General features: G+C 54.6%; 18 protein-coding genes and 5 pseudogenes. 17 read left to right on the top strand and 6 right to left on the bottom strand.

Annotation, left to right across the window (positions count from 1 at the left end):
- Positions 1-65 precede the first annotated feature (65 nt).
- Complete coding sequence (locus GNG29_RS03285) at positions 66-1,088, bottom strand: zinc-binding alcohol dehydrogenase family protein (protein WP_156653882.1); 1,023 nt, start codon at positions 1,086-1,088, stop codon at positions 66-68.
- 148 nt (positions 1,089-1,236) lie between these two features.
- Between GNG29_RS03285 and GNG29_RS03280 the strand changes: the two genes are divergently transcribed.
- Both GNG29_RS03280 and GNG29_RS03275 read left to right on the top strand, forming a co-directional pair.
- Complete coding sequence (locus tag GNG29_RS03280; RefSeq protein WP_103178151.1) at positions 1,237-2,151, top strand: GntR family transcriptional regulator; 915 nt, start codon at positions 1,237-1,239, stop codon at positions 2,149-2,151.
- A 207-nt stretch (positions 2,152-2,358) separates the two neighbouring features.
- Complete coding sequence (locus tag GNG29_RS03275; RefSeq protein ID WP_156653881.1) at positions 2,359-3,720, top strand: MFS transporter; 1,362 nt, start codon at positions 2,359-2,361, stop codon at positions 3,718-3,720.
- A gap of 112 nt (positions 3,721-3,832) precedes the next feature.
- On the opposite strand, the gene tsr is transcribed toward GNG29_RS03275, so the two are convergent.
- Both tsr and hpaR read right to left on the bottom strand, forming a co-directional pair.
- The gene (gene tsr, locus GNG29_RS03270; protein ID WP_103178149.1) at positions 3,833-5,497 is read right to left on the bottom strand and encodes a methyl-accepting chemotaxis protein; all 1,665 of its coding nucleotides are present in this window, start codon (positions 5,495-5,497) and stop codon (positions 3,833-3,835) included.
- An 85-nt stretch (positions 5,498-5,582) separates the two neighbouring features.
- Positions 5,583-6,023, bottom strand: a complete 441-nt coding sequence (gene hpaR / locus GNG29_RS03265; protein ID WP_103178148.1) for a homoprotocatechuate degradation operon regulator HpaR — start codon at positions 6,021-6,023, stop codon at positions 5,583-5,585.
- 272 nt (positions 6,024-6,295) lie between these two features.
- On the opposite strand from hpaR, the gene hpaG reads away from it, so the two are divergent.
- The 8 genes and pseudogenes from hpaG to hpaA all read left to right on the top strand — a co-directional run bounded on the left by hpaG (position 6,296) and on the right by hpaA (position 14,333).
- Positions 6,296-7,570, top strand: a complete 1,275-nt coding sequence (gene hpaG / locus GNG29_RS03260; RefSeq protein ID WP_156653880.1) for a 4-hydroxyphenylacetate degradation bifunctional isomerase/decarboxylase — start codon at positions 6,296-6,298, stop codon at positions 7,568-7,570.
- Positions 7,570-9,036, top strand: a complete 1,467-nt coding sequence (gene hpaE, locus GNG29_RS03255; protein ID WP_156653879.1) for a 5-carboxymethyl-2-hydroxymuconate semialdehyde dehydrogenase — start codon at positions 7,570-7,572, stop codon at positions 9,034-9,036. The genes hpaG and hpaE overlap by 1 nt, the downstream gene beginning before the upstream one ends.
- Position 9,037: 1 nt before the next feature.
- The gene (gene hpaD / locus GNG29_RS03250) at positions 9,038-9,889 is read left to right on the top strand and encodes a 3,4-dihydroxyphenylacetate 2,3-dioxygenase (protein WP_156653878.1); all 852 of its coding nucleotides are present in this window, start codon (positions 9,038-9,040) and stop codon (positions 9,887-9,889) included.
- Between the two features lie 9 nt (positions 9,890-9,898).
- Positions 9,899-10,279 (top strand): 5-carboxymethyl-2-hydroxymuconate Delta-isomerase, encoded by a 381-nt coding sequence (locus tag GNG29_RS03245; protein WP_156653877.1) that lies wholly within the window; start codon positions 9,899-9,901, stop codon positions 10,277-10,279.
- 156 nt (positions 10,280-10,435) lie between these two features.
- Positions 10,436-11,239, top strand: coding sequence for a 2-oxo-hept-4-ene-1,7-dioate hydratase (gene hpaH, locus GNG29_RS03240; protein WP_197431843.1), 804 nt, complete (start codon positions 10,436-10,438; stop codon positions 11,237-11,239).
- Between the two features lie 10 nt (positions 11,240-11,249).
- Positions 11,250-12,047 (top strand): 4-hydroxy-2-oxoheptanedioate aldolase, encoded by a 798-nt coding sequence (hpaI, locus tag GNG29_RS03235; protein ID WP_156653875.1) that lies wholly within the window; start codon positions 11,250-11,252, stop codon positions 12,045-12,047.
- A gap of 21 nt (positions 12,048-12,068) precedes the next feature.
- Positions 12,069-13,421: pseudogene (gene hpaX / locus GNG29_RS03230) on the top strand (4-hydroxyphenylacetate permease).
- A gap of 9 nt (positions 13,422-13,430) precedes the next feature.
- Positions 13,431-14,333, top strand: coding sequence for a 4-hydroxyphenylacetate catabolism regulatory protein HpaA (hpaA, locus tag GNG29_RS03225; protein WP_156653874.1), 903 nt, complete (start codon positions 13,431-13,433; stop codon positions 14,331-14,333).
- A gap of 29 nt (positions 14,334-14,362) precedes the next feature.
- Here the strand turns inward: hpaA and GNG29_RS03220 are convergent.
- A pseudogene (locus GNG29_RS03220) lies at positions 14,363-15,433 on the bottom strand (IS630 family transposase).
- Positions 15,434-15,864: 431 nt separating this feature from the next.
- Positions 15,865-16,446 (bottom strand): inovirus-type Gp2 protein, encoded by a 582-nt coding sequence (locus GNG29_RS03215; protein WP_164529639.1) that lies wholly within the window; start codon positions 16,444-16,446, stop codon positions 15,865-15,867.
- Between the two features lie 450 nt (positions 16,447-16,896).
- On the opposite strand from GNG29_RS03215, the gene GNG29_RS03210 reads away from it, so the two are divergent.
- The 3 genes and pseudogenes from GNG29_RS03210 to GNG29_RS03200 all read left to right on the top strand — a co-directional run bounded on the left by GNG29_RS03210 (position 16,897) and on the right by GNG29_RS03200 (position 19,603).
- Entirely contained in the window at positions 16,897-17,754 is an 858-nt protein-coding gene (locus tag GNG29_RS03210; protein WP_156653873.1) for a hypothetical protein, read from the top strand.
- Between the two features lie 87 nt (positions 17,755-17,841).
- Positions 17,842-18,726, top strand: coding sequence for a GTPase family protein (locus GNG29_RS03205; protein WP_156653872.1), 885 nt, complete (start codon positions 17,842-17,844; stop codon positions 18,724-18,726).
- Positions 18,727-18,783: 57 nt separating this feature from the next.
- Positions 18,784-19,603, top strand: a pseudogene (locus tag GNG29_RS03200) (DUF932 domain-containing protein).
- Here the strand turns inward: GNG29_RS03200 and GNG29_RS03195 are convergent.
- Positions 19,551-19,829 (bottom strand): hypothetical protein, encoded by a 279-nt coding sequence (locus GNG29_RS03195; protein WP_156653871.1) that lies wholly within the window; start codon positions 19,827-19,829, stop codon positions 19,551-19,553. The pseudogene GNG29_RS03200 and the gene GNG29_RS03195 sit on opposite strands and share 53 nt — an antisense overlap.
- A 48-nt stretch (positions 19,830-19,877) precedes the next feature.
- On the opposite strand from GNG29_RS03195, the gene GNG29_RS03190 reads away from it, so the two are divergent.
- From GNG29_RS03190 to GNG29_RS03175, 4 genes and pseudogenes are all read left to right on the top strand, one after another.
- Positions 19,878-20,156: a hypothetical protein gene (locus GNG29_RS03190; RefSeq protein ID WP_156653870.1), complete on the top strand. Its 279-nt coding sequence runs from the start codon at positions 19,878-19,880 to the stop codon at positions 20,154-20,156.
- A gap of 66 nt (positions 20,157-20,222) precedes the next feature.
- Entirely contained in the window at positions 20,223-20,693 is a 471-nt protein-coding gene (gene radC, locus GNG29_RS03185; RefSeq protein WP_114315966.1) for a RadC family protein, read from the top strand.
- Positions 20,694-20,723: 30 nt separating this feature from the next.
- Positions 20,724-21,054 (top strand): annotated as a pseudogene (locus GNG29_RS03180) (type IV toxin-antitoxin system YeeU family antitoxin).
- A gap of 412 nt (positions 21,055-21,466) precedes the next feature.
- Positions 21,467-22,499: pseudogene (locus GNG29_RS03175) on the top strand (IS630 family transposase).
- The last annotated feature ends 236 nt before the right edge of the window (positions 22,500-22,735 follow it).

Here is a 22,735-nt window from a genome sequence, read left to right as displayed (position 1 = left end):
CGCCTCTCCCGCTTCGCAAGAAAAAAACAGCGCCCAACACCTCCCCGGGCGCTGCATGGCAACCGTTAAAAGCCAATCACGCCCTTAATCAGACCGCGATTATTAATCACCTCCGCCTCATACACCTCCGCCAGCTCACGAAACGCGTAGCGGTGGGTCAGCATCATCTCTGCCGTCAATTTGCCTTCAGCCATCAGCCGTCCCACTTTGGCGAAATCCTCCCCGGTGGCGTTGCGGCTCCCCATCATGGTGGTCTCTTTCTTATGAAACTCCGGATCGGAGAATTGCAGATCGCCCTTGTGCAGCCCGACAAAGACGATGGTGCCGCCGTGGCGGATCAGATTGACGGTATTGTTCATCGCCTGCGGATTACCGGTAGCGTCAATTACCTTCTGCGCCAGGGCCCCGTCGTATTGCGCCCGCAGCCGATCGGTAAAATCGGCTGCCGAGGGATCGAGCGCCGCTACGCCCAGAGAGCGCTGCACATGTTCTCGCCGGGCGGGACTGGTATCGGCGACCACCACCTGCGCGCCATCCGCATGCGCAATCGCCGCCGCCCCCAGGCCAATCGGTCCGGCCCCCACAACCAGCAGGTGCTCTCCCGGCTGAATGGCTGCGCGGCGTACCGCATGGGCGCTTATCGCAAACGGCTCGATCAGGGCCGCCGCCTCGGGGTCGATCCCGTCTGCGGGTAGCAGGTTGCTCACCGGCACCGACAGATACTCGCTAAAACCGCCGTCCTGATGTACGCCGATCACCGAGATAGCTTCGCAGCAGTTGGTTTTGCCGCTCAGGCAGGCCGGACACTGCTGGCAGGCGACGTAAGGAATGACGGCTACCTGCTGGCCTTGATGCAGCGTGCGAATATTTTTGCCGATCCCTACCACCTCGCCACATATTTCATGCCCAAGCACGCGGGGATAATTAAAAAAGGGTTGATTGCCGCCCCAGGCATGTATATCGGTCCCGCAAATGCCCACCGTTTTTATTTTTATCAGCGCCTCATCATCGCCGGGAACGGGCACTTCCCGCTGCGTCCAGAGTAATTTTTTCGGTTCCTGACATACCAGCGTATTCATCGTCATCATTTTTTGTTTCTCCCGTTCTGTCGTGGTTTCAGATATTGATGAAAACGCAAAATAACGGGTGGGCAATAAAGGGATTTGTGAATTGCCGCGCATAAAGCCGTTTTAAATAGGGTTTTAATGCCCCCTTTTCTGCCAGAAGGAATCTTTCATGAGCCGTTCGCAAAATTTGCGTCATAACGTGATTAACCAGGTGATCGACGACATGGCGAGGGGCCACATTCCGTCACCGCTGCCCTCACAAAGCGCGCTGGCGGAGATGTACAACATCAGTCGCACCACCGTGCGCCACATCCAGGCCCATCTCTGCGACTGCGGCGTACTGACGCGGGTGAACAATGACTACGTGATTGCCCGCAAGCCCGACGCCAGCGATGGCTTCAGCTGCGAGATCGCGCCGCTGGCCGAGCAGACCCGGCTTTTTGAGCAGAGCTTTTTGTCGATGATCAACCAGCGCATTCTGCGTGCCGGAGAGGCCTTTTCGGAGCTGGCGCTGGCGCGTAGCGCAGGCGTCAGCCCGGTGGTGGTAAGGGAGTACTTACTTAAATTTAGCCGCTACAACCTGATCGAGAGCGAAAAGCGCGGCCAGTGGCGAATGAAGCAGTTTGACCAGTCGTGGGCTGAGCAGCTATTCGAGCTGCGCGAAATGCTCGAAACCCACGCTCTGCAGCATTTCCTCAATCTGCCCGACAGCGACCCGCGCTGGCTCCAGGCCCGCACCCTGCTGGAGGAGCACCGCGCCCTGCGCGACAGCATCGGCGACAGCTTCCGCCAGTTCTCCCGGCTGGATCGCGACTTCCACTCCCTGCTGCTCTCCGCCGCCAACAACATCTTTTTCAACCAGTCGCTGGAGATCATCTCATTCATCTTCCATTTCCACTACCAGTGGGATGAGAGCGACCTGAAGCAGCGCAATATCATCGCCATCGATGAGCATATGACCATCCTTAGCGCGCTTATCTGCCGCAACGATCTGGATGCCAATCTGGCGATGCGTAATCACCTGCATACCGCGAAACAGTCGATGATCCGCTCCATTAACCAGAGCGCGACGGTCTTTTATTAAGTACCGATTAAAAACAGCAAATCTTTACGGACAGCACGCTTCCGCGATCGGACACACGCGGGAAAATAACGGCTGCCTATGCTCACCGGGAGTCGACTTAATTTTTTATTGCGCGGTGAGGAATGCGGATATTCCATCACTTATCGTTATAGATATTTCTCTAATAAAAGATCAGAGAATACCCCTACAATAATTCAGGAGTCCGGCGTGGAAAAAAGCAATATAACTCTCGACCCGCAGACCACCTTTGACAAAGAAAAGACAACAGATATTTCTCTGCCGCCAACAGGTGCTATTCAGCGTAGCGCGCGAATAAAGCGCATCCAGACGACAGCGATGCTGTTATTGTTTTTTGCCGCGGTCATTAATTATCTCGATCGCAGCTCGCTGTCGGTGGCAAATCTTACCATTCGCGAGGAGCTGGGTCTCAGCGCCACCGAGATCGGCGCCCTGCTATCGGTGTTCTCGCTGGCGTATGGTATCGCCCAGCTGCCCTGCGGCCCGCTGCTGGACCGCAAAGGCCCGCGCCTGATGCTGGGGCTGGGAATGTTCTTCTGGTCGCTGTTCCAGGCGATGTCCGGAATGGTTCACAGCTTTACCCAGTTCGTGCTGGTGCGCATCGGGATGGGGATTGGCGAAGCGCCGATGACCCCCTGTGGCGTAAAGGTAATTAACGACTGGTTCAACATCAAAGAGCGTGGCCGTCCGATGGGCTTTTTCAACGCCGCCTCGACCATCGGCGTGGCCATCAGCCCGCCGCTGCTGGCGGCAATGATGCTGGTGATGGGCTGGCGCGGGATGTTTATCACCATCGGCGTATTGGGTATTTTCCTCGCCATTGGCTGGTACATGCTCTATCGCAACCGCGAGGAGCTTGAGCTGAGCGGCGTCGAGCAGGCGTACCTCAACGCCGGTAGCGTTAACACCCGTCGCGATCCCTTAAGCTTTGCTGAATGGCGCAGCCTGTTCCGCAACCGCACCATGTGGGGAATGATGCTGGGCTTTAGCGGCATCAACTATACCGCCTGGCTCTATCTGGCCTGGCTGCCGGGCTATCTGCAAACGGCCTATAACCTGGATCTGAAAAGCACCGGCCTGATGGCGGCCATTCCGTTTCTGTTTGGTGCGGCGGGGATGTTAGTCAATGGCTTCACCACCGATGCGCTGGTGAAACGCGGCATGGCGCCGGTACGCAGCCGTAAGCTGTGCATTATCAGCGGGATGCTCTGTTCGGCGGCCTTCACCTTCGTGGTACCGGAAGCGACCACGGCGATGAGTGCGGTACTGCTAATTGGGATGGCGCTGTTCTGCATCCACTTTGCGGGGACGTCGTGCTGGGGATTGATCCATGTGGCCGTGGCATCACGAATGACCGCCTCGGTGGGCAGCATTCAAAACTTCGCCAGTTTCATCTGCGCCTCGTTTGCCCCGATTGTCACCGGGTTTATCGTCGACACCACCCACTCGTTCCGCCTGGCGCTGATCATCTGCGGCTGCGTCACGGCGCTGGGGGCGTTAGCCTATATCTTCCTGGTGCGTCAGCCGATCAGCGATCCGCGTCAGCAGTAATAGTGCCGGGTGGCGGCTTCGCCTTACCCGGCCTACAAAATCGTAGGCCCGTGCAAGCGCAGCGCCGCCGGGCACAAAAACAGCGCCCTGCCTGAACAGGGCGCTATTCACATCAGAAGGTTTCCCAGTTGTCACCGCTGTCGGTAACCGCCGCTTTGCGCGTCGTTACCGGCGACGTCACGGTTTTCACCGCCGCGTGTGCATGGGCTTTCTGCTGCTCCTGCTGAATGCGGAACACCGCCACTGCCTGAGTCAGACGGCTCGCCTGCTCTTCCAGTGCCGCTGCCGCAGCCGCAGATTCCTGCACCAGCGAGGCGTTCTGCTGGGTGACGCGATCCATCTCGGCCACCGCCAGACCCACCTGGTCGATACCGCGGCTCTGCTCATCAGAGGCAGAGGCGATCTCACCCATAATGTCGGTTACGCGGGTCACCGCGCTGACGATTTCACCCATGGTCTCACCGGCGCTTTCCACCAGCGTGGAACCCACTTCGACGCGACCCACGGAGTCCTCAATCAGGCTCTTGATCTCGCGTGCGGCCTGGGCGCTGCGCTGGGCCAGGTTACGGACTTCACCCGCGACCACCGCAAAACCACGCCCCTGCTCACCGGCACGCGCCGCTTCTACCGCCGCGTTCAGCGCCAGGATGTTGGTCTGGAAGGCAATACCGTCGATGACGCTGATGATGTCAGCAATCTTCTGCGAACTTCCGGCGATGTCACGCATGGTTTGCACCACGTTATCCACCACTTTGCCGCCTTTCTGCGCGGTTTCGGATGCGCTCAGCGCCAGATGGCTCGCCTGACGGGCGTTCTCGGCGTTCTGCTTCACGGTGGCGGTCAGCTCTTCCATGCTGGCTGCGGTCTCTTCCAGCGAGGCCGCCTGCTGCTCGGTACGGGAGGAGAGATCGTTGTTACCCATGGAGATTTCGCTCGCGCCGCTGTAGATGGCGTTAGCGCCATTACGCACGTCGCCGACGGTACGCATCAGTTCAGCCTGCATGTGACGCAGCGTATCGGCCAGCTGCCCCATCTCGTTAGAACCTTCCACTTCGATGCGTTTCACCAGATCGCCGCCGGCGATATGACGAATGCTGTCAGTCAGACGGTTCAGCGGAGAGATCAGGGAGTGACGGATACCCAGCCACACGCCGACAATCACCACCAGCACCAGGATCAGCACGCTGAGCAGGATCCAGAGGGCCTGGCTGTAAGAACTGTTGCTGTCGTCCACGGCGGTCTGATACAGATGATCGTTCTGCTGCAGATAGTTAACGTACTGCTTCTCAAAGCCATCCTGGTAGCTCTGGGTCGGCTGATCGAAGAACTCATTGATCTTGCCTGCGCCCAGCAGCTGGATCAGTTCGGCCAGCGCACCATGATAGATATCGTAGTTACGTTTGATTTCCAGCGCGGCGCCTTCACTCTGACGCGGGTCACGCGGCAGGGCTTCGTACTCCGCCCAGCTTTTTTCCGCCTGCTTCAGTGAAGCAGCAGCAATCTGCATCAGATCGTTCACGGTGGCACCGCTACCGATGTTGTTCTGATCCATCATGTAGCGGATGCCCGCGCGGTTCAGGGTGTTACGGGTTTGCAGCAACGCTACCCAGCTGCTGTTAAGCGTGGATTGTTGCTGACGAATGGTTTGCAGGACGGTGAAGTTTTCTTTGTCATGCTTCAGGGCATTAAAGAAAAGACCACCGGATGTGAGCTGTAATAGGCCAAAAATAACCAAAACCAGCAATAAGCTGGTAACAATCTTGATACGATTTAACATGATTTCTCATTCCACCAGACAGGTACAGAATTTTCGGCCTGGAATGGGAAAACTTTACGGAAATTGTGTTGATGACCGAAGCGATCTACTCCTCTTCCTGGCTGTTAACCTGCCCATCGCCCAGCGCAATAAACTCCTGTAGCAGCGCCGTCAGCTGCTGCATTTTTTCCGGCGTGTACCGCGCCTCAATCTGCTGATAGGCCTCTTCCACCTGCGCCTGGGCGCGTTCATACAGGGCGTTCCCCTCTTTGGTGAGGGAGACATAGAGCTTGCGCTGGTCGTTGAGCGGCTTTAAGCGCAGCACCAGCCCGTCGCGCTCCATACGCGTCAGGATCCCGGTCAGGCTCGGGCGCAGAATACAGGTGCGGAAGGCCAGGTCATGAAAATCCATCGACGGATGCTCCGCCAGCACGCGCACGATCCGCCACTGCTGCTCCGTCAGATTCTGCTGCTTGATAATCGGGCGAAAAAAGGTCATCGCGGTTTCCCGCGCCTGGAGTAGTGCGATAGTTAACGAATCGTGCATGGCGCTCCCACCTCAACATCATTAATAACGAAACAATCAATGCATAACGCTCTCTCTGCGCACCAGCGGCGCGACTGAAAAGTCTAACAGATATCACATTAAAATATTAACTCACTGATATATATAATAAATAAAACGTAAATGTAAATTTATTGTTATCACTATCACAAAATATTCACTTTTGTTTGCCAAACAGACAGCGAGGGACTAAAAACTAATCATTAACATATTAATGAACTCAAAACCCGCGACCCGGGCCCGAGGAGAAAGTAATGAAAGGTACTGTTTTTGCGGTGGCACTCAATCACCGCAGCCAGCTCGACGCCTGGCGCGACGCGTTTAACCAGCCCCCGTACAACACGCCACCGAAAACCGCCGTCTGGTTTATCAAACCGCGCAACACTCTGATCCGCGCCGGCGATGCTATTCCGCATCCTGAAGGGGAACAGGTGCTGAGCGGCGCCACGGTGGCGCTGATTGTCGGCAAAACCGCGAGCAAAGTCAGCCCGGAAGAGGCCGCCGACTACATTGCCGGGTACGCGCTGGCAAACGAGGTGAGCCTGCCGGAAGAGAGCTTCTACCGCCCGGCAATCAAAGCCAAATCCCGGGATGGATTTTGCCCGCTGGGTGAACTCGCCGCCGTCGACAACGTGGATAACCTGACCATCATCACCGAGATCAACGGTCGCGAAGCAGACCGCTGGAACACCGCCGATTTGCAGCGTAACGCCGCTGAACTGCTGAGCGCCCTGAGTGAGTTTGCAACGCTCAACCCCGGCGACGCGATTCTGCTCGGCACTCCGCACTCGCGCGTGCCGCTCCAGCCAGGCGACCGCGTGCGCATTCTGGCAGAAGGCTTCCCGGCGCTGGAAAACCCGGTGGTCAATGAACGCGATGTCGCCATCGCTCAGGGTGCAAACCCTCACCCCACGCTGTTTGCCCTCGGCCTGAACTACGCCGATCACGCCAGCGAGCTGGACTTCAAGCCCCCCACCGAGCCACTGGTGTTTATCAAAGCGCCGAACACCTTTAACGGTGACAACCAGACTTCGGTGCGTCCGGACAACGTTGAGTACATGCACTACGAAGCGGAGCTGGTGGTGGTGATCGGCAAAACCGCGCGTAAGGTCAGCGAAGCCGAGGCGATGGACTATGTCGCGGGCTATACGGTCTGCAACGACTACGCCATCCGCGACTACCTGGAAAACTACTATCGCCCCAACCTGCGGGTCAAAAGCCGCGACGGGTTAACCCCCATCAGCCCCAACATCGTGCCAAAAGCAGCCATTCCCGATCCGCATAACCTCACCCTGCGCACTTTCGTCAACGGTGAATTACGTCAGGAAGGGACCACGGCGGATCTGATCTTCAGCATCCCGTTCCTGATTGCTTACTTAAGTGAATTTATGACCCTGCAGCCGGGGGACATGATCGCTACCGGCACGCCGAAAGGGCTCGCCGACGTGCGCCCGGGGGATGAAGTGGTGGTGGAAGTGGAAGGCGTTGGCCGTCTGGTCAACCGGATTGTCAGCGAGGAGGCCAAATAATGAAAAAGATTAACCACTGGATCAACGGTAAGAACGTCGCGGGTAACGACTATTTCCACACCACCAACCCGGCCTCCGGCGAGGTGCTGGCAGAAGTCGCCTCCGGCGGAGAAGCGGAAATTCATCAGGCCGTCGCCGCCGCCAAAGAAGCCTTCCCGAAATGGGCCAACCTGCCGATGAAGGAGCGCGCGCGCCTGATGCGTCGCCTGGGCGATCTGATCGACCAGAACGTGCCGGAAATTGCCGCGATGGAGACTGCCGACACCGGCCTGCCGATCCACCAGACTAAAAACGTGCTGATCCCGCGCGCCTCGCACAACTTCGAATTCTTCGCCGAGGTGTGCCAGCAGATGAACGGCAAAACCTACCCGGTCGACGACAAGATGCTCAATTACACCCTCGTGCAACCGGTGGGCGTCTGCGCCCTGGTCTCGCCATGGAACGTGCCCTTTATGACCGCCACCTGGAAGGTCGCCCCCTGCCTGGCCTTAGGCAATACCGCGGTACTGAAGATGTCTGAACTCTCCCCGCTGACCGCCGACCGTCTGGGCGAGCTGGCGCTGGAGGCGGGTATTCCGGCGGGGGTGCTGAACGTGGTGCAGGGCTACGGTGCCACGGCTGGCGATGCGCTGGTACGCCATCAGGACGTGCGGGCCGTGTCGTTCACCGGCGGCACCGCCACCGGACGGCGCATCATGCAGAGCGCCGGGCTGAAAAAATACTCCATGGAGCTGGGGGGCAAATCGCCGGTGCTGGTGTTTGAAGATGCCGACATCGAACGCGCCCTGGATGCCGCCCTGTTCACCATCTTCTCCATCAACGGCGAACGCTGCACCGCGGGCTCGCGCATCTTTATCCAGCAGAGCATCTACCCGGAATTCGTCAAACGCTTCGCCGAGCGCGCCAACCGCCTGCGGGTGGGCGATCCGACCGATCCGAACACCCAGATCGGGGCTCTCATCAGCCAGCAGCACTGGGAGAAAGTCTCCGGCTATATCCGCCTCGGCATTGAAGAGGGTGCAACCCTGCTGGCGGGCGGCCCGGACAAACCAACCGACCTGCCCGCCCACCTGAAAGGCGGCAATTTCCTGCGCCCGACCGTGCTGGCGGATGTTGATAACCGCATGCGCGTGGCGCAGGAGGAGATCTTTGGGCCGGTGGCCTGCCTGCTGCCGTTTAAGGACGAAGCGGAAGGGCTGCGCCTGGCGAACGACGTGGAGTACGGTCTGGCGTCCTACATCTGGACTCAGGATGTCAGCAAGGTGCTGCGTCTGGCACGCAATATCGAGGCGGGCATGGTGTTTGTGAACACCCAGAACGTGCGCGATCTGCGCCAGCCGTTTGGCGGCGTGAAGGCCTCCGGTACCGGACGCGAAGGGGGCGAGTACAGCTTTGAAGTCTTCGCCGAGATGAAAAACGTCTGTATCTCGATGGGCGACCATCCGATCCCGAAGTGGGGGGTATGAAATGGGCAAGTTAGCGTTAGCCGCAAAAATCACCCACGTGCCGTCGATGTATCTCTCTGAGATCCCGGGTAAAAACTTTGGCTGCCGACAAGGCGCCATCGACGGACATAAAGAGATCGGCAGACGCTGCCGCGAGATGGGCGTCGATACCATTATCGTCTTCGACACCCACTGGCTGGTGAACAGCGCCTATCACATCAACTGTGCGGACCATTTTTCAGGCGTCTACACCAGCAATGAGCTGCCGCACTTTATCCGCGACATGACCTACGACTACAACGGCAACCCGGCGCTGGGCCAGCTGATTGCCGACGAAGCGGTGAAGCTCGGCGTACGCGCCAAAGCGCACAACATCCCGAGCCTGAAGCTGGAGTACGGCACCCTGGTGCCGATGCGCTACATGAACGCGGATAAGCACTTCAAAGTGGTCTCCATCTCGGCATTCTGCACGGTTCACGACTTTGCCGACAGCCGCAAACTGGGCGAGGCGATCGTCAGCGCCATCGAAAAATATGACGGCACCGTGGCGGTGCTCGCCAGCGGCTCGCTGTCGCACCGCTTTATTGACGACCAGCGCGCCGAAGAGGGGATGAACAGCTACACCCGCGAGTTTGATCGCCAGATGGACGAGCGGGTGGTGAAGCTGTGGCGCGAAGGCCAGTTTAAAGAATTCTGCAGCATGCTGCCGGAGTACGCCGACTACTGCTACGGCGAAGGCAACATGCACGACACGGTGATGCTGCTGGGCATGCTCGGCTGGGACAAATACGACGGCAAGGTGGAGTTTCTCACCGAGCTGTTCCCCAGCTCCGGCACCGGCCAGGTTAACGCTGTTTTCCCTCTGCCCGCATAAGGATGTCCCATGCCGCACTTTATTGCTGAATGCACCGACAACATCCGCGACCAGGCCGACCTGCCGGGCCTGTTCGCCAAAGTCAACGAGGCGCTGGCCGCCACGGGGATCTTCCCCCTCGGCGGGATCCGCAGCCGCGCGCACTGGCTGGACACCTGGCAGATGGCAGACGGCAGGCACGACTACGCCTTTGTGCATATGACGCTGAAGATCGGCGCGGGCCGCAGCCTTGAGAGCCGTCAGCAGGTGGGGGAGATGCTGTTTACGTTGATTAAAGACCACTTCGCTGAGCTGATGGCCGCCCGCTACCTGGCGCTGTCGTTTGAGCTCGACGAGCTGCACCCGACGCTCAACTTCAAACAGAACAACGTGCACGCCTTGTTTAAGTAGCGCGCCCTCATGCCCGGTGGCGCTTCGCTTACCGGGCCTACAACGACCCTGAACCGTAGGCCGGGTAAGCGCAGCGCCACCCGGCAAACAGCAGCATCAACCGTAGGCCGGGTAAGCGTAGCGCCACCCGGCAATGCAATGCCACAGGATATCGCCATGCTCGACAAACAGACCCATACCCTGATTGCCCATCGCCTGCATCAGGCGGAACAGACCCGGGAGCAGATCCGTGCGATCTCGCTGGATTACCCCCAGATCACCATCGACGACGCCTATGCCGTCCAGCGCGAATGGGTGAGCCTGAAAATCGCCGAAGGCCGCACCCTGAAAGGCCACAAGATCGGCCTCACCTCGAAAGCGATGCAGGCCAGCTCGCAGATCAGCGAGCCGGACTACGGCGCCCTGCTGGACGACATGTTCTTCCACGACGGCAGCGATATCCCTACCGACCGCTTTATCGTCCCACGCATTGAGGTGGAGCTGGCCTTCGTGCTGGCAAAACCGCTGCGCGGCCCGAACTGCACGATGTTCGACGTCTACAACGCCACGGATTACGTCATCCCCGCGCTGGAGCTGATCGACGCCCGCTGCCACAACGTTGACCCGGAAACCCAGCGCCCGCGCAAGGTGTTCGACACCATCTCCGATAACGCCGCCAACGCCGGCGTGATCCTCGGCGGCCGCCCGATCCGCCCGGACGAGCTGGATCTGCGCTGGATCTCCGCCCTGCTCTATCGCAACGGCGTGATCGAAGAGACCGGCGTCGCCGCGGGCGTGCTCAACCACCCGGCTAACGGCGTGGCGTGGCTGGCTAACAAACTTGCCCCTTACGACGTTCAGCTTGAGCCGGGGCAGATTATCCTCGGCGGCTCCTTTACCCGCCCGGTGCCCGCCAGCAGAGGCGATACCTTCCACGTGGACTACGGCAACATGGGCTCCATCAGCTGCCGCTTTGTGTAAGGAGACGACCATGGAAAACGCATTCAAAGCGGCACTGCAAGCAGGCAAACCCCAGATCGGCTTATGGCTGGGGCTGACCAGCAGCTACAGCGCCGAACTGCTGGCGGGGGCAGGCTTCAACTGGCTGCTGATCGACGGCGAGCACGCCCCGAACAGCGTGCAGACCGTCCTCACCCAGCTCCAGGCCATCGCCCCCTACCCCAGCCAGCCGGTGGTGCGCCCGTCGTGGAACGATCCGGTGCAGATCAAACAGCTGCTGGATGTGGGGGCGCAAACCCTGCTGGTGCCGATGGTGCAGAACGCCGACGAAGCGCGGCTGGCGGTACGCGCAACCCGCTACCCGCCGGCGGGTATTCGCGGCGTCGGCAGTGCCCTGGCCCGCGCATCACGCTGGAACCGCATCCCGGATTACCTGCACCAGGCCAACGACGCCATGTGCGTGCTGGTACAGATTGAAACCCGCGAAGCGCTGAAAAACCTGCCGCAGATCCTGGATGTGGAGGGCGTCGACGGAGTGTTTATCGGCCCGGCGGACCTCAGCGCCGATATGGGCTTTGCTGGTAATCCACAGCATCCGGAGGTGCAGGCCGCCATCGAACAGGCGATCGCGCAGATCCGTGCTGCGGGCAAAGCGCCCGGCATCCTGATGGCGAACGAGCAGCTGGCGAAACGCTATCTCGAACTCGGGGCGCTGTTTGTCGCCGTCGGCGTCGACACCACCCTGCTCGCCCGCAGCGCCGAGGCGCTGGCGGCACGCTTTATCGATAACCCGGTTACGTCAGTTAATAACAATAAATCCGTCTATTGAACGGACACTGTGGAGCGCAACATGACGACCTCTACCCTGCACCCTGATAATAAAAAAGCTGTTGAACATCGCGTTATTAATAAGCTGTTCCGTCGTTTGATCGTGTTTCTCTTTATTCTCTTTGTCTTCTCGTTCCTTGACCGCATCAATATCGGCTTTGCCGGGCTGACGATGGGCAAAGATCTGGGCCTCACCTCCACCATGTTTGGCCTGGCCGCAACGCTCTTTTACGTCACCTACGTGCTGTGCGGGATCCCCAGCAATATCATGCTGGCGAAGATTGGCGCGCGCCGCTGGATCGCCGGGATCATGGTGGTGTGGGGGATCGCCTCCACCTGCACCATGTTCGCCACCAGCCCCGAAACCCTCTACGTGCTGCGTATGCTGGTGGGCATTGCCGAAGCCGGTTTCCTGCCAGGGATCCTGGTCTATCTCACCTGGTGGTTCCCCGCCTATCACCGCGCCCGCGCCAACGCGCTGTTTATGATCGCCATGCCGGTGACGATGATGCTGGGCTCGATCCTCTCCGGCTACATCCTGGCGATGGACGGCCTGTGGAACCTGAAGGGCTGGCAGTGGTTGTTCCTGCTGGAAGGGCTGCCGTCGGTGGTGCTTGGGGTGGTGACCTGGTTCTTCCTGAACGACACGCCGGATCAGGCCACCTGGCTGGACGACGAAGAGAAGCAGACCCTGAAAGCGATGATCGCCCGCGAGCAGGAGAACGCCATTGCCCATGCCGCCACGCCGCGCTCGACGCTGCGTGAAGTGCTGACCCCGGCAGTGCTGCTCTACACCCTGTCCTATTTCTGTCTGACCAATACGCTGAGCGCGATCAACATCTGGACGCCGCAGATCCTGTAAAGCTTCAACACCGGCAGCAGCAACATTGTGATCGGCCTGCTGGCGGCGATCCCGCAGTTTTGCACCATCCTCGGCATGATCTGGTGGAGCCGTCGCTCCGACAGGCTGAAAGAGCGAAAAAAGCACACCATCCTGCCGTATCTCTTCGCAGCGGCGGGATGGATGCTGGCCTCGGCCACCGATCACAGCCTGATCCAGCTGCTTGGCATCATCATGGCCTCAACCGGATCGTTTACCGCCATGGCGATCTTCTGGACCACGCCAGATCAGGTTATTAGCCTGCAGTCCCGGGCGGTGGCGCTGGCGGTGATCAACGCCATCGGCAACGTCGGCTCCGCCGTCAGTCCGCTGCTGATTGGCATCCTGCGCGATGCCACCGGCAGCTTCAGCTCCGGGCTGTGGTTCGTCGCCGGGCTGCTGGTCGTGGGTGCGCTGGTGCTGACGCGTATTCCGATGTCCCGGCAGGAGAGCCGTGCAAGCGTGCCAGACATGGCGACGCAGAAGATCCACTGAGGAGCGGTTATGTGCCAGAGCCCGATTACCAATATCGACATCAGCAAAGAGTACGACGAGAGCCTGGGTACGGACGATGTGCATTACCAGTCCTTTGCGCATATGGCGGCCTTTTTTGGCCGCGATATGCAGGCCCATCGCCACGACCGCTATTTTCAGATGCACTTTCTTGATACCGGGCAGATCGAGCTGCAGCTGGACGATCACCGCTACTCGGTGCAGGCCCCGCTGTTTGTCCGCACCCCGCCATCGGTGCCGCACGCGTTTTATACCGAATCAGACAGCGACGGACACGTACTGACGGAGCATGAAGATCTGATCTGGCCGCTGCTGGAAGTGCTCTACCCCGGCACCCGGGAGACCTTCGGGCTGCCGGGCATCTGCCTGTCGCTGGCGGATAAACCGGAGGAGCTGACGGCGCTCAGCCACTACTGGCGGCTGATTGAGCGGGAGTCCACCGCCCAGCTTCCCGGACGGGAGCACACCCTGGTGCTGCTGGCGCAGGCGGTGTTTACCCTGCTGCGCAACGCCCCGCTGGACGATCACGAGGCCTTCGGCATGCGCGGTGAACTGAAACTATTTCAGCGCTTTACTCAGCTGGTTGACGCGCACTTCCACCAGCACTGGACGGTGCCGGAGTGCGCCAGCGAGCTGCACCTCACTGAATCCCGGCTGAACGACATCTGCCGCCGCTTCGCCAACCGCCCGCCAAAGCGGCTTATCTTCGACCGCCAGCTGCGGGAAGCCAGGCTGCTGCTGGTCTTTTCCGACAGCGCGGTGAATGAGATCGCCTGGCAGCTGGGCTTTAAGGATCCGGCCTATTTTGCGCGCTTTTTTAACCACTTAGTGGGCTGTTCGCCGAGCAGGTACCGGGCGCAGAAGGTGCCGGTGTCTCAATTTTCATTCTCCTGAAACAGCCTAAATAGCTGCGCCTAATACCGCTACACTTTTGCCAGACCATGTTTACCTCCCGGGAATGGACTGACAGTTTTCATAAAATGGTGAACCTTTCTCAGTAACTGCCACATCGAACGGCACTGATGGTTACGGGTTATCGTGTCGTGAAGCGCCTGCCATAGACACTCTGCGTGGTTCACCCACGGCGAGTAGACCGGCTGATAAATCACCCTGAACTTTGGGTTACCTTTCAGCCAGCGCTGTGTTTCCCGGCTCTTGTGAATGATGTAGTTATCCACGATAAGTGTGATGGTTTTTGCCCGTCGATAAGTGGATTTCAGGTGCTTCAGCAGGCCGATGAACAGTGCCGAACTCTTGCTATTGCCACCGACGTAACTGACTTTACCCGTACCACTGTGCAGCGCTCCGGCCAGGTAGTATTTTTCATTCTGCTCGGTGTAACAACACGCTTTTGTTGACCACGCCACTGCCAGTCGGCACCGATTTTGGGATTAAGGTGGATATCCACTTCATCTTCATAAAATACCGGATGCTCTGTGCTGCATTCGTCCAGCGCTTTGCGGATTGTCACCATCTTTTCATCTTTGTGCGAGTCACGGATGCGCAGAGTCGGTGCCGCTATGCGCCATACAAGCCCCGCTGATGGCAGCCAGTGACGGATGGTTCCGGCATGTAACCGGCACCCGATTATCTCATTGATTTTTATTGCCGGAAGTTCGCTACTGTAGCGTGAACGCTGATAGCCAAAATCAGTGGGAGAATGCTTTATCAGTTCACGGAACAATGTGCAGATATGCTAATACGGTCAGCGGGGGACGCGTCCTGCGGGTAAAGAGACGAGACCGTCGGCTCCCGACAGCGTAAGCCAGTGAATCCAGCAACCGACGGAGGAACGGGCACAGAAGAGCGTTCTGGCCACACCACTGACACGGTCACCCCGGTGCAACATCAGCATGGCGGTGAGCCTGCGGGCATGGCGGTGAGCCTGCGGGCATGGCGGTGAGCCTGCGGGCATGGTTCTTGCCACGCGTTTTATGGATAGTTTTCTGCATCAGACGTCGTTCGGTACGGGATATGGGTGCTATGATCGGCATCGCTCAGTCCGGTTGGTGGTTTGTTTTGATTTAGCGATTGCTCAGATCGCGCAATCCGGGCTGAATTCCCTCAAAGTGATCGACTATTCCACGCAGCTATTTAGCCTATACGGTCTGTCGAGTGATTTGTAATTATCCGTATAATTAAGCTATTTGCTATTGAAGTTATTTCCAAAAATGAGAGAGAGCATCTCTTCAGGTTGAGTGTTTTAGGAAACAGACCGCCTTGAATCATTTTGTGGATATATTTTTCGACCGGGCCGACAAAGCATTCTTTAATCTCATATTGCCAGTTGGTCAGCAGTCAGGAAGGTAATATCGGATATCATGATACGACCTGTCCAGTTATACTAAGTAATAGCAGTACACAGAATGCCATTATGCTCACTGTCACTCCTCATCAGATATCATCTCACCGGAATTAATGACTTTCAATCGTGTTTTCTTGGCCTCCCTCTGCGGGGTTTATCGGGTATTGAACTGAATCGGCTATGAATCCCATCAGGCTTTTGCTCAGTCTTTGCCATATAGCTGAGAATATATTTCATAGCATTCACACCCATTTCATTATCATGCTTCGTCATCTCTTCACTTCTGACTCTATAATGGCGGTGAGGAATACATCGATGGGCATATCCTTCATTTTCAGTGACTCTCTCCCATTCTTTCTGTACCTCTTCAAACACTACCCAGGCTTTATTACGTAACTGCCCATTGATAAATATTGCGCAGTGAGCATGATAGCGATGGTCCGTTCCGTACTCTGCCACCCAAGTATAACCGGCAATTCCGTTAATATCGGCTAATCGACTTTCCAGCTGAACCATATCGGCGCACAGCCCATGAATATCCTGATGAATGAATTCAGATAAATGACTCAGATAAGCAAAGTCAATTCTCAAGAGAATAAGCTTTGAATATCGCCTGAATAGATTATCGACATGATGGTGTAATTGACATTCCAGTTCAGGATAAGTCGGGTGATTAGGGTTTGTGATACTGTGTGTACTCATGCTGTATTCCTCATAATGTCGTTTCATGAACATGTGAGGAGGGCGTGATTTTTAATTTGACCGATATTGTTATCGGTTTGAATGGGTTTGTTTATGTGGATTAAAATTTATCGCGGGACAAGCAATTATCACAATAAAAGTAATAACCTTATTTAATCATAACGGCCCCGCACTTTGTATTGTGGTATTCCGGTATATGTTTTTTATCCTTTGTTTATTAGGTACCAATGGCAAAGCAGCTCGCACTGTAGAAGCGAAGGGCTGTGTGGTTAAATGGTACTGTTTATCCTCATTGAGACCGGTTCTTCATAGCGATGTATTGCTCAAATATTCAGATTAGTTACGATAAAAATTCGGCATAATCGCGATAATTTTGTGACAAAACAACTATAAAGCCATAAAAATTTACGGTAAAGTCACGGTGTGATTGCTTACATTGGATGAATACTAATGAACCGTTATAATTACTTCTCGGAAAGAGATGTCAGAAAATGCCAGTTTTATGTTCGTTATATGGAAAGAAAGGCTCGTACAGAAATAAGACTTCTTCATGACTTTGAATGGCTCGATAAATCAGGTAACGTGGAGGAAATGTGTTACTGGATTAATAAAGAACTCGGTTATTATTTCAGAAAGGATGAAAAGGATATAGAGGAGTTCGTAACTAGAATGACAGCGGCCTGCAATGATGAGATATTACCATTGGTGGAATTCGACTGGGTAAAACATGACAGCCGAATTTGTTTGTGGTTATGGCATCAAATTATTCGTTATAGTTATAGACGTGGTGATGCATTTCCAGAACACAGAGGGAGATTCGAAGCTCTGGTAGAACATTTTGATTCTCTGAATGAATCAGGCAACCAAAAAAGAAAATTACTGAACAAATTCAGAGGTGACTGGCAAAGAAAAGGGAATACACCTGACCCCTTTGTTAGTGAAAGTACAGAGGTAATAAATTATCTTTGGCGTTACTCGATAAAACTACATGCTAATATCACTCGGAACTTTTCGCCGATTAGTGATGGAGACAGGAAGATATGCCTGACCGGTTTTTATGACTGTATCTTGGATACGCCGGAGAAAAAAGAGTTGTTTCTGAGAAAGATAAAAAGCGCACTATCTTCTTATAAACACCGAATAAAGGCAGGCAAGGGAAATATTAATAAGAAATTTTTGCTATCCCTGAAAAATAACGAAAAACTGGATGAGATGATTATGCACGCTGGTATCAAACGTGATGATTTTATCAATCGCCTTATTGCTGAGGAATATGAACGGCGTAAAAGTACAAAAGGACAATATTAAATAATTTTCAGTTATATATTACTCAAGTGAATTTTGAGGAATACGTCTGTATTCCTCTTCTTTTAGCTATTCACAAAGGTGATATCTATGGACGAAAAATCGGCACTTAAATTATTACACTCCCCCCTTGAACTCCTGCCCTCTGCTGTAGCCCGAGGAATTATACAGCGTCTGGACAGCGTCATTAATTACCAGCCTGTTATTGGTATTATGGGTAAAACAGGTGCGGGCAAATCCAGCCTGTGTAATGCCTTGTTTCAGAAACCGGTATCGGCAGTCGGTCATTCCCGGGCATGTACTCGTGAACCCCAGAGTTTTCACTTAAAGGCGGGTAACCGAATTGTGACGCTTATTGATCTGCCTGGTGTGGGAGAAAGTCAGGAATATGATGAAGAATATCGCGCACTTTATCAGTCTGTGTTGCCTGAGCTGGATTTGATACTCTGGCTGATTAAGGCAGATGACCGGGCGCTGTCGGTCGATGGGGAGTTCTGGCATAACGTCTTACGACCCGGAACACAGCATAACGATAAGGTTCTGGTCATCGTTTCGCAGGGAGACAAAACAGAACCCTGTCGTGAATGGAATGGTGCGTTGAATACGCCTTCAGCTGCTCAGTTAGTTAACATGCAGGATAAAACTGACGTTATTCGCCGCTTATTCCGTGCCCCGTCACTCCCTGTCGTGGCAGTCTCTGCGGACACAGGATGGCAAATGCAGACACTGGTAGAAACAATGTTTAACTCTCTTCCAGCCCGCTCCAGCAGTGCGGTCAGTTCCCTGGTTAACCCTCTTTACCGTAACGAAACCGTATTAAAAAAAGCCCGTCAGGATTTCGGTGATGTACTTGATGAAACGCTGAGTGCCTGCGTTGACGAGTATCCGCTTCCCCGCGCGGTCACCCATATTGTCCGTAAAGTCATTGATACCGTAGTCAGCACAGCCCGTAGCATCTGGAATTTCTTCTTTTGACTCTCTTAAAGCTTCTGCCAGTTGGCAGAAGCTATACCCGCTATCAGAGAGCCCATTATGTCACGATTAGCATCCCGCTTTGAGACGGTGAATCTCGTTCGCCGTGACCGTCCGTTAACCCATGAGGAACTCATGATTGTGTGCCGAGTGTATTCTGTGAAGAAAAACATGAATACTTTAATGAACGTTACACATATATTCCTACCATTATATTGCTGGATAATCTGAAGAGTGAAGGGTTTCAGTCCTTCTGCGCATGGCAGACCCGTGTTCGGAACCCGGACAAACGCGAGCATAACAAACATATGCTTCGCCTGCATCGTGAAGGATATATTCCCAGTAAACAAGTTCCAGAGATCATATTGCTGAACAGCCATGATGGCGTCAGCCCCCCACCAGATGTTGTCGGGTTTATTCAAGCCATTTTGTCAGAATAGTTTGATTTGCGACGAGAACTTTGGCGAGGTACGTGTGCCCCACAAAGGCAACGTGGTGCAGAAAGTCATTTAGGGGCGTATGAAGTGCTGGGTATCTTTGACCGTGTGGAGGAGGAAAGCGATGTCATGGAATCTTTGCTCTTATTACCGCCCGCCCATCAAGCGTTAGCAAAGCGGCATTAACCTGGCGTTTTGAAGAAGAACACCAGTCAGTGATCGAATCACAAATCCTTTCCCCGCGTCACTGGAAGGATGAAAGTAACGATTTGTGGACGACGTTCCAGCACATTCAGAAAAACCTGGCTAAGGGTGGATTGTTGGGACGTACAGCTAAAGGTGGCTGCGCTCATAGCCGGGCAGTTAAAGGCATCGATGGAGACGTGAAGTTCAATCGCGCCCTGTGGATAATGGCCGAGAATATGCTGCAACTGGCTTCCTGAAGTGCAAATAATGATTGACTGCGCCAGTCAATAACTGAAAACCGGTCAACAGTAACGCCTTGGCTACCTTCTGCACATTGTTGGCATTGTTGGCATTGTTGGCATTGTTGGCATTGCTGGCATTGTTGGCATTGTTGGCATTGTTGGCATTGTTGGCATTGTTGGCATTGTTGGCATTGTTGGCATTGTTGGCATTGTTGGCATTGTTGTGACTTAAACACGACAATTTATCGCGATCCTGCTACTTAACACATTTAATCCGGAAATTAAGAATATGAAAAATAAAACCACTTCATTGCGTGTATTATCGGGCGTTACTCTGGTTACAAGATCATTATTAATCCCAGTTGCCGATCATGCTGGAAGTTACGGCGATTATATTACATACAGTCTTATTAATCATTGCAGTAATGCAGTGAACCAAGGCTTACACGCCTGCACTTACCAAAGCCTGTTAAAACAGCAGAACATAGATCTGTCTGGACAGTATGCACGCTCGGATGCAGCTTTTCAGAGCCGTGTTGAGGAACAGTTCTACGAACATACCTCATGATTCTTTCTTCCCTTATACAGGCCGCTGTTGTAACCAACAGCGGTTTTTTTAATTAAAGGAGCTGCTATGCCTCAACTGACTTTCGTGTCGAGCCTGCCGATCAGTGAACAACGCCTTATCCATCGCGCGCTGCGTCTGCTGGAGAAATACCTGCGCCAACCGGGGCAGTCATTTACTTCCGCCTGCATGGCTAAAGTCTGGCTGCAATTAAAAATGGTCAGCCAAGAGCGGGAGGTTTTTATCGTGATGTATCTCGATAACCAGCATTGCTTACTGGAGCAAGAAACGCTGTTTGCAGGCACACTCAGTCATACCGAAGTGCATCCCCGGGAAGTCGTGAAAGCTGCCCTGCGCCACAATGCGGCGGCAGTCATTCTCGCGCACAATCATCCTTCGGGAACGACCGACATCAGCCCGGCTGACCGTCATATTACTCAGCGGTTAGTGAAGGCGCTGGCTCTGGTAGATGTACGCGTACTGGATCACATCGTAGTAGGGAGTGAAGTTATTTCTTTTGCCGAACAAGGCTGGTTATAAGCATACCGGCTTATGAATGAAGGAGGGATTATGTCGTTTTCAATCTTTCAGGAATGGGGTCTGCAAAGTGATGTCATCCTGCGCTTTGGGGCAAGGCTGGTTCAGGAAGGGAACCTGCTGCATTACTTGGCTGATAGGGCCGGTTTAAAAGGAAATTTTAACCCGGAGCCACTTCAGAAAATTGACCAGACTTTTTCGCCTTTATAGAAAACTGGAAGCAATTCTGCATTCCGGTGAGTTAAATCCACGCAAACAGCAGCAGGTAACGGTTCATTTTGCCAGACTGACCTGCATAGCGGATACTCAAGCCAGTTACGGCTACGTTTATATCGCTATTTATCCTCAGGTTTCAGGCTATTGAGGCAGAAATTACTCTTACTGATGCGGTACATTACACGATGGAACGCTAAGAACAGGTTTGCACTGACCTCAAGGGGTCCACGAGGCAGGAACAAGCTCTGTTAATGACTCTCACCGATGTCCTCAGTGCCAAGCGAGCGACCGGATTAATAAATAATTAAATGATTCAAGCCCTTTTTCTGGTTTTTACCCCAGCGTCTTTCTCTCTTTATTCCTCGCCTATCTCGCCTGCCATTTCTGGCAGTTTTTTTGTAGTGATTAACTAAAACGTAACTACCACCGCAGCGACATAATCCTTCCCCTTGGCCCCCTAAATAGCTGTTCCAAATAGTAGATCACCGTGAGGGAACTCACTCCGGATTGTGCGATCTGATCAATCGCCATACATCACAAATCACCAACCGGACCGAGCGATGCCGATCATAGCACCAATACCCCGTAACGAACGACGCCTGATGCGGAAATCCATCCATAAAACACGTGATAAAAATCATGCACGCAGACTTAACGCCATGTTGATGCTTCACGATGGAAACAGCGTCAACCATGTCGCCACAACACTTTGCTGTGCCCGCTCTTCTATAGGTCGCTGGATTAACTGGCTGACTCAATATGGTCTGGAAGGCCTGAAATCACTGCCTTCAGGACGACAACGGCGATGGCCATTTGAACAAATATGTGCATTGTTACGCCAACTGGTCCAGCGCACGCCTGGCGATTTTGGCTACCAGCGCTCGCGCTGGAGCACAGAACAGCTGACGATAAAAATCCGCGAGATAACAGGCTGTCAGCTTCATGCCTCTACGGTAAGAAGATGGTTACCAGCAGCCGGGCTTGTCTGGCGCAGAGCAGCGCCTACCTTTCGTATACGGGATCCACACAAGGAAGAAAAAATGGCGACAATCCATGAAGCACTACAAAAATGCAGCGTGGACCATCCGGTATTTTACGAGGACGAAGTGGATATCCACCTCAACCCCAAAATCGGTGCAGATTGGCAAGTGCGTGGTCAGCAGAAGCGCGTTGTAACACCGGGCCAGAACGAAAAATATTATCTGGCGGGGGCCTTACACAGTGGAACAGGCAAAGTCAGCTACGTCGGGGGTAGCAGCAAAAGCTCAGCACTGTTTATCAGTGCTGCTGGAACACCTGAAAACGACATACCGGCGGGCGAAAACGATCACGCTTATCGTCGATAACTACATCACCCATAAAAGTCAGCAGACCCTAAAATGGCTGAAACAGAACCCGAAGTTCAGGGTCATTTACCAGCCCGTGTACTCACCGTGGGTGAATCACGTTGAACGGCTGTGGCAGGCGCTGCACGACACGATAACCCGGAACCACCAGTGCCGCGTCATGTAGCAACTGCTGAAAAAGGTTCGCCATTTTATGGAAACCGTCAGCCCGTTCCCGGGAGGAAAACATGGGCAGGCCAAAGTGTAGCGGTATTAGGAACAGCTATTTAGCCGAGAATTTCTCTTCGTGCTAACTATCTCTCAAAGGAATAAATGACAAAAGTTCAGACCGGAGTCCCCGGTAAAAACCACCCCGATCACAAATCTCAAACCCGCCTGAAAAGTACCCGTCGTTGTCCTAATCGTCCCTTCACGAACCCTCCCATAACGCTTCAATTGAGCAACAAAAACAACACATAAATTTAACAACCATATTCCGATATG

The organism is Leclercia sp. Colony189 (genome assembly GCF_009740165.1).
GTDB lineage: Bacteria > Pseudomonadota > Gammaproteobacteria > Enterobacterales > Enterobacteriaceae > Enterobacter.
Note: the sequence above shows the minus strand (reverse complement) of the source record. Positions and strands in the feature narration are given on the sequence as shown.

Excerpts from the sequence above, each read along its gene's own strand:
- GNG29_RS03285 (WP_156653882.1), bottom strand. The coding sequence starts at position 1,088 with ATGATGACGATGAATACGCTGGTATGTCAGGAACCGAAAAAATTACTC.
- GNG29_RS03280 (WP_103178151.1), top strand. The coding sequence starts at position 1,237 with ATGAGCCGTTCGCAAAATTTGCGTCATAACGTGATTAACCAGGTGATC.
- tsr (WP_103178149.1), bottom strand. The coding sequence starts at position 5,497 with ATGTTAAATCGTATCAAGATTGTTACCAGCTTATTGCTGGTTTTGGTT.
- hpaR (WP_103178148.1), bottom strand. The coding sequence starts at position 6,023 with ATGCACGATTCGTTAACTATCGCACTACTCCAGGCGCGGGAAACCGCG.
- hpaG (WP_156653880.1), top strand. The coding sequence starts at position 6,296 with ATGAAAGGTACTGTTTTTGCGGTGGCACTCAATCACCGCAGCCAGCTC.
- hpaE (WP_156653879.1), top strand. The coding sequence starts at position 7,570 with ATGAAAAAGATTAACCACTGGATCAACGGTAAGAACGTCGCGGGTAAC.
- hpaD (WP_156653878.1), top strand. The coding sequence starts at position 9,038 with ATGGGCAAGTTAGCGTTAGCCGCAAAAATCACCCACGTGCCGTCGATG.
- GNG29_RS03245 (WP_156653877.1), top strand. The coding sequence starts at position 9,899 with ATGCCGCACTTTATTGCTGAATGCACCGACAACATCCGCGACCAGGCC.
- hpaH (WP_197431843.1), top strand. The coding sequence starts at position 10,436 with ATGCTCGACAAACAGACCCATACCCTGATTGCCCATCGCCTGCATCAG.
- hpaI (WP_156653875.1), top strand. The coding sequence starts at position 11,250 with ATGGAAAACGCATTCAAAGCGGCACTGCAAGCAGGCAAACCCCAGATC.
- hpaA (WP_156653874.1), top strand. The coding sequence starts at position 13,431 with ATGTGCCAGAGCCCGATTACCAATATCGACATCAGCAAAGAGTACGAC.
- GNG29_RS03215 (WP_164529639.1), bottom strand. The coding sequence starts at position 16,446 with ATGAGTACACACAGTATCACAAACCCTAATCACCCGACTTATCCTGAA.
- GNG29_RS03210 (WP_156653873.1), top strand. The coding sequence starts at position 16,897 with ATGAACCGTTATAATTACTTCTCGGAAAGAGATGTCAGAAAATGCCAG.
- GNG29_RS03205 (WP_156653872.1), top strand. The coding sequence starts at position 17,842 with ATGGACGAAAAATCGGCACTTAAATTATTACACTCCCCCCTTGAACTC.
- GNG29_RS03190 (WP_156653870.1), top strand. The coding sequence starts at position 19,878 with ATGAAAAATAAAACCACTTCATTGCGTGTATTATCGGGCGTTACTCTG.
- radC (WP_114315966.1), top strand. The coding sequence starts at position 20,223 with ATGCCTCAACTGACTTTCGTGTCGAGCCTGCCGATCAGTGAACAACGC.